Annotated in this window: 2 protein-coding genes; both read left to right on the top strand. The window is 65.8% G+C overall.

Going from position 1 to position 5,127, the window contains the following annotated elements; translation table 11 throughout:
- On the top strand, positions 1–4,361 hold a 4,361-nt coding region (locus AKL29_RS38105; RefSeq protein WP_193395281.1), incomplete at its 5' end, for a beta strand repeat-containing protein.
- Positions 4,362–4,509: 148 nt separating this feature from the next.
- The coding region (locus tag AKL29_RS46130; protein ID WP_244482649.1) for an ABC transporter substrate-binding protein at positions 4,510–5,127 on the top strand (618 nt) is incomplete at its 3' end.

The following is a 5,127-nucleotide window of genomic DNA, read 5'->3' as shown; positions in this document are numbered from 1 at the left end:
GCATAGGAGGTATCGGCGGCTTCGGTGCCGGCAATGGCGGCACCAATGGCAACGGCGCGCCGGGCGGCGGTGGCGGTCTCGGCGCCGGCGGCGCTGTCTTTGTTCAGCAAGGCGGCTCGCTGACCATCAAGGGCGGCTCGCTCTCCAACGATTCCGGGTTCAATGCCGTCGCCGGCGGCACCAATGGCATTGGCCAGGCCAGCGGCTCGGGCTTCGGCTCCGGCATCTTCATCCAGGGCAACAACAATCTCAGCTTCACGCCGGCCAGCGGCCGGACGCTGACGGTCGCCAACGACATCGCGGACCAGAGCGGCAATGGCGGCACCGGTGCCAATGCGGGCGTCGGCGGCCTCGCAATCAGCGGTGGCGGTACCGTCATCCTCGGCGGCAACAACACCTACACCGGCAATACCACGGTCAGCGGCGCCGGCACCCGGGTGTCGATCTCCGCCAACGTCAATCTCGGTGCGGTCACCAACGTGCTGAAGCTGGGCGATGGCACCGGCATCAGCTTCACCGACGGCTTCACGCAGACCCGCAACATCACGGTCGCCGGCGATCCGGTCTTCAACGTCGCCGCCGGCGAGACCGTCACCCAGAGCGGCGTGATCTCCGACGGCGCGACGCCTGGTGATGTCGAGGTGACCGGCGGCGGCCGGCTGGTGCTGTCGGCACACAACACCTATTCCGGCGGCACCGTCATCAAGGGCTCGATCCTGGAGCTGGCGGCGAACGGCGCGGCAGGGACCGGCGCGATCGCCTTCACCGACGGCAGCACCGAGAAGCTCGTGCTCGATGCCGCGGCGTTCTCGGGAACGTCGTTCAGCACATCGATCACCGGCTTTGCCGGCGGCGACACCATCGACTTCGGCAACATCGCCTATGACGCCACGGCGACGCTGTCCTATGCGAACGGCGTGTTGCTGGTGAAGAGCAGCGGCGGCACGACGCTCGCATCGCTGAACCTGAGTTTTAGCGCCGGTGCCTCGGCCGGCTCGCTGATGCTGGCGTCCGACGGCTCGGCCTCTCCGCATCTCGAGATCCGGTCACAGGCGAGTATCGCCTCGGTAACGGCTGACACCACCGATCATCTCACGACGCTGAACGCCGGCAAGGTCGTGACCATCACCGTCAACTTCAGCAACACGGTGAGCGTGACCGGCGCGCCCGAGCTGCTGCTCAACGACGGCAAGGCCGCGACCTATCTCAGCGGCAGCGGCTCGCAGGCGCTGGTGTTCAGCTACACGGTGCAGGACGGCGACAGCACGTCTGATTTGCAGGTGCAGAGCCTCTCGCTCAACGGCGGCACGATCAGGGATCCCGGCGGCCAGGACGCCGACGTGACCCATGCGGCGACCGATCTGCATCTCGTGATCGACGCGATCGCGCCGACCGTGTCGGTTGCGGCGAGCTCGACCGCACTGCTGGCCGGTCAGACCTCGACCGTCACCTTCACCTTCTCCGAGGTGGTCAGCGGCTTCGCGCTGACGGACACGACGGTGAGCGGCGGCGCGCTGAGCAACCTCGTGCATGTCGGCGTCAACGCCGCGCACCAGGACGTCTACACGGCAACCTTCACACCCGATGTGACCAATTCCGAGGCAGGCTCGGTGCAGGTCAACGCGTCAAGCTATACCGACAGTGCCGGAAACGCCGGCGCGGCAAGCAATGCGATCACCTTCAGCGGCGATACCAAGGCGCCGACGGTGGCGGTCTCCGTCGATCACACCACGCTGACTGCCGGCGATAGCGCGCTCGTCACCTTCACCTTCTCCGAGGCCGTCAGCGGCTTTGGATTGGGTGATGTCGCCGTCGAGGGCGGTACGCTGGGCAATCTCACCCATGTCGGCATCGATGGCGCCGGCCATGACGTCTACACCGCGACCTTCACGCCCGATGTAACCAACACCGAGGAAGGTTCGGTGCAGGTCAACGCGTCAAGCTATAGCGACGTCGCCGGCAATTCCGGCGCGTCGAGCAACACGATCAACTTCACCGGCGACACCAAGGCGCCGACCGTGTCGGTTTCAGCTGACCATGGCACGCTGCTCGCCGGTCAGACCGCGGTCGTGACCTTCACCTTCTCCGAGGCCGTCGCGGGCTTTGCGCTCGGCGATGTCAGCGTCAGCGGCGGCGCGCTGGGCAGCCTTGTCCATGTCGGCGTCAACGGCGCCGGGCAGGACATCTACACCGCGACCTTCACGCCCGACGTCACCAATGCCGAGGCTGGCTCGGTGCAGGTCAACGTATCGAGCTATAGCGATACGGCCGGCAACGCCGGCGCCGCCAGCAACGCCATCAACTTCACCGGTGACACGCTGGCGCCGACGGTCTCCGTCGCGCTCAATCCCGACACGGTGCTGGCCGGCGACCTCTCGGTCGCGACCTTCACCTTCTCGGAGGCCGTCTCGGGCTTCGCCCTTGGCGGCATCACCGTCCATGGCGGCGCGCTGAGCAATCTTGTGCATGTCGGGCTCAATGGTGCTGGGCAGGACGTCTACACCGCGACCTTCACGCCCGATGTTAGCGACACCGAGACCGGCTCGGTGAAGGTCAACGCGTTGAGCTACGCCGATGTGTCCGGCAATGCCGGTGCCGCGAGCAACACCGCGACGATCGGTGGTGATACGCTGGCGCCGACGGTGTCGATCGCGGCTGACCGCAACGCGCTGCTGGCGGGCCAAACCGCGCTGGTGACGTTCACGTTCTCCGAACAAATTGCGAGCTTCGCGCTCGGTGACGTCACGGTGCATGGCGGGGCGTTGGGCAATCTGGTCCATGTCGGCGTCAACGCATCGGGCCAGGACGTCTACACGGCAATTTTCACGCCGGATGAAAGCAACACTGAAGCGGGCTCGGTGCAGGTCGCGGCGTTTGGTTACACCGACGTCGCCGGCAATAGCGGTGCGGCAAGCAACGCCATCAATTTCACCGGCGATACCAGGGCCCCGACGGTGTCGGTTGCGGTGAGCCCGAGCACGGTGCTTTCCGGCCAGACTTCGGCCGTCACTTTCACCTTCTGCGAAGAGGTCGCGGGCTTTGCGCTCGGCGATACCGTCGTCGCCGGTGGTACGGTAACCAATCTGATCCATGTCGGGCTCAATGGTTCAGGCCAGGACGTCTACACCGCGATCTTCACGCCTGACATCAACGACGTCGTGGCGGGCTCGATCCGGGTCACCGCCGCAAGCTATGCCGACGTATCAGGAAATGCCGGCGCGGCGAGCAATACCGCGACGATCGGTGGCGACACGCATCCGCCGACGGTATCGGTGGCGGCCGATCACAGCCTGCTGCACGCCGGCGACGCCGCGCTGATGACGTTTACCTTCTCCGAGGCGGTCGCGGGTTTCGGACTCGGCGACGTCACCGTCCATGGCGGACTGCTGGGCAGCCTCGTCCATGTCGGCGTCAACGGCGCGGGTCACGATATCTACACCGCGACCTTCACGGCCGATGTCACCGACCATCTGTCGGCCGATCTTTCGGTTGCAGGGGCGAGCTACACCGACATCGCCGGCAACGCCGGCGGAGCGAGCAACGCGGTCAGCTTCACCGGCGACACCAAGGCGCCAGCGGCGCCGACGCTGGCCCTGCACCGCGACACCGGCGTCTCGGGCGCCGACCACATCACCAGCAATCCGCTGATCGATTACACCAAGTTCGATGCGGCCGACACGCTGCGCTACAAGGCCGACGGTGCCTCGGCCTTCTCCACGGCGGTGCCGATCTTCACGACCGACGGCATGCACTCCGTCACGGTGCAGGAGGTCGACGCCGCCGGCAATGTCAGCGCGTCGTCGAGCCTGACCTTCACCCTCGACACCACGGCGCCCCATCTCACCGGGATCACAGCGACGCCCTCCGGTGGCGTCGCAGCGCCGGGTTCGCTGGTGCAACTGACGGTCGGCTTCAACGAGGCGGTTCACGTCAATGGCGGCACGCCGAGCCTGACGCTCAACGATGGCGGCACCGCAATCTACGACGCCGCGGCAACGGTGCTGCTCGGCGATTCCTCGAAGCTGGTGTTCGATCACATCGTGTCATCGACGGATCGGGCCGGCTCGCTGGCCGTGACCGGCTTCGCCGCCAATGGCGCCGATGTCGTCGACCTGGCCGGCAATGCGGCCTCGCTTTCGGCGGTGTCCACCGTCTTCGACGCCCTGCACATCAACGAGACCATCGTGCCGGCCTACACGCTCGGTGCCATTACCCGGCCGGAATTGCATCTGGATCTGGGCGGTCGCATCATCATGGATGCAACGGCATCGGCATTCGCCGGACATTATGGCATGCAGTACCTGTTCCTCGGCCTGCCGGCGGGAACGCCCCATCAGACCGTTCCCGACTTTCATCTCTGATTGCAGCGCTCCGGCGCGGCGCCTCATTCCGCTTAGCGGAAAACAGATTGCTGCCGCTGCGGCTTGCTGCAGTGCAGGCCATGCGGCATGATCCGGCCCTCGAAACGGACCTGATGGAACGAGGTCCGCGCTGCAAGGGAGGATTGGAATGAGACGAGTTTTGGCCGGCGTGTTGGCCTGTGCGTTTGCGATCTCGGCGAATGCGTCGCTGGCGCAGGACAAGCCTCCGCTGAAGCTCGGCGGCATCCTCGATATGTCGAGCCTCTACGCCGACATCACCGGTTCGGGCAGCGAAACCGCCGCCAAGATGGCAGTGGAGGATTTCGGCGGCGAGGTGCTCGGCCGCAAGGTCGAGATCGTGGTCGGCGACCATCTCAACAAGGCCGACCTTGCCGCCAACATCGCCCGCGACATGATCGACAACCAGGGCGTCGAGATGATCTTCGACGTCGCGGCCTCCGCGACCGCGCTCGCCGCCGGCGAGATCGCCAAGGCGCGCAACAAGATCATCATGTTCAACGGTCCAGGCTCGATCCGCCTCTCCAACGAGGCCTGCGGCCCCTATACCGTGCACTACGTGTTCGACACCTTCGCGCAGGCCAATGTGACCGGCCTCGCCGCGGTGAAATCCGGTCTCGATACCTGGTTCTTCCTGACCGCGGACTACGCGTTCGGCCAGGACCTGGAAAAGGACACCAGCAACGTCGTGGTGAAGTCGGGCGGCAAGGTGCTCGGCAGCGTGCGGCATCCGATCAACACCTCGGAT

This window comes from Bradyrhizobium pachyrhizi (assembly GCF_001189245.1).
GTDB classification, from domain to species: domain Bacteria; phylum Pseudomonadota; class Alphaproteobacteria; order Rhizobiales; family Xanthobacteraceae; genus Bradyrhizobium; species Bradyrhizobium pachyrhizi.
This window is presented reverse-complemented; position numbering and strand designations above follow the sequence as displayed.